The sequence below is a fragment of the Pseudomonas sp. p99-361 genome (assembly GCF_003935475.1).
Classification (GTDB): domain Bacteria; phylum Pseudomonadota; class Gammaproteobacteria; order Pseudomonadales; family Pseudomonadaceae; genus Aquipseudomonas; species Aquipseudomonas juntendi.
Window position 1 is genome coordinate 1 of record NZ_RHQO01000140.1, and the last position, 1,274, is coordinate 1,274.

The following is a 1,274-nucleotide window of genomic DNA, read 5'->3' on the forward strand; positions in this document are numbered from 1 at the left end:
GGCGTCCCCTAGGGGACTCGAACCCCTGTTACCGCCGTGAAAGGGCGGTGTCCTAGGCCACTAGACGAAGGGGACACGCTGCTGGCATCGCTGCCTGCTTTCACTCCCTGCCGCGTTTCGCTGTGTGCTTTACGCTGCAAGTGGCGCGCATTCTATGGATGCTTGATACAGGCGTCAACCCCTTTGTAGAAATTTATTTAAATCAATGACTTCCGGGTGGGTTGGAGTGCAGATGCGGGCTGGCTTGTCGATATAGAGAACGGGTTTGCCTGTGCCGCTATTCGCTCCGAGGCAAACTCACTACACTCAACGCTGTAATTCTTCTTCAATGAGGCATTAACGGTGACACCACTTCTGATCACCCTGCTCATCGTAGCGGGTATCGCGTTGCTGATCGTGATCGGCTACCTCAACAATGTGGTCGAGAACGGCAAGCTGGAGCGCGCCCGCCTGAAGATCGAACTGGCCGACCGCCTGCGCCGCTGCGGCGAAATCACCGAGACCTTCCCAGGCCAGTTCATGACCCCGGCGCTGAAGCTGCTGCTGACCCGCCTGGAGCTCAACCTCAACCAGCGCCAGCTGGCGGTGGACAAGCACAATGCCCAGTTGAAGGCACGCATGGCCGAACTGGAAGGGCTGATCGCCCTGGGTGAAAAGATCCCGGTGAACAACCCGCCCAACCCGATCCAGACCGAGGTCAAGGCCAAGGATGTGCGCTTCTTGCTGGAAGCACTGCACAACCAGGTGACCCGGGCCGCGCAAGAGGGCTTCCTGCCTGCGCCGGAGGCCAAGCACTGGGTCAAGGAGATCCGCCACATCCTGGTGCTGCTGCATATCGAGTTCTTCAACAACCTCGGCCAGCAGGCCCTGCAGAAAGGCCAGCCAGGCCAGGCACGCCTGGCATTCGAGCGGGGGGTGCAGTACCTGCGCAAGCAGCCGGAGCCGAAGGTGTATGAAGAGCAGCTGACGTACCTGGAGAAACTGCTGGGCCGGGCCAACGCCCAGGTGCTGGACCAGATGGAACCGGCCGAGGACGAACACAACGAACTGACCCAGGGCCTCAAGACCGATGAGGACGAGACCTGGAAGAAGAAGGTGATGTACGACTGATCCGGAATTTGTTGTGGATTTGATGGCCCTATCGCCGGCAAGCCAGCTCCCACAGGTTACTGCACAGGTCTTCGAGCCTGCGGTTACCTTGTGGGAGATTCTATGGTTCCTGGCAAGGGTAGCCGGAGCATCTTCAGCGCCTGTGAGATCGAGCGCCGCCCGCG

Annotated in this window: 1 protein-coding gene and 1 tRNA gene; one reads left to right on the forward strand and one right to left on the reverse strand. The window is 59.8% G+C overall.

All coding sequences use genetic code 11. The annotated features are described in order from the left end of the window. Positions 1–2: 2 nt before the first annotated feature. Positions 3–75 (reverse strand) — tRNA-Glu (locus EGJ22_RS25850). A 267-nt stretch (positions 76–342) separates the two neighbouring features. Here EGJ22_RS25850 and EGJ22_RS25855 point away from each other — a divergent pair. Then, positions 343–1,110: a hypothetical protein gene (locus tag EGJ22_RS25855; protein ID WP_029886503.1), complete on the forward strand. Its 768-nt coding sequence runs from the start codon at positions 343–345 to the stop codon at positions 1,108–1,110. Positions 1,111–1,274: the final 164 nt, after the last annotated feature.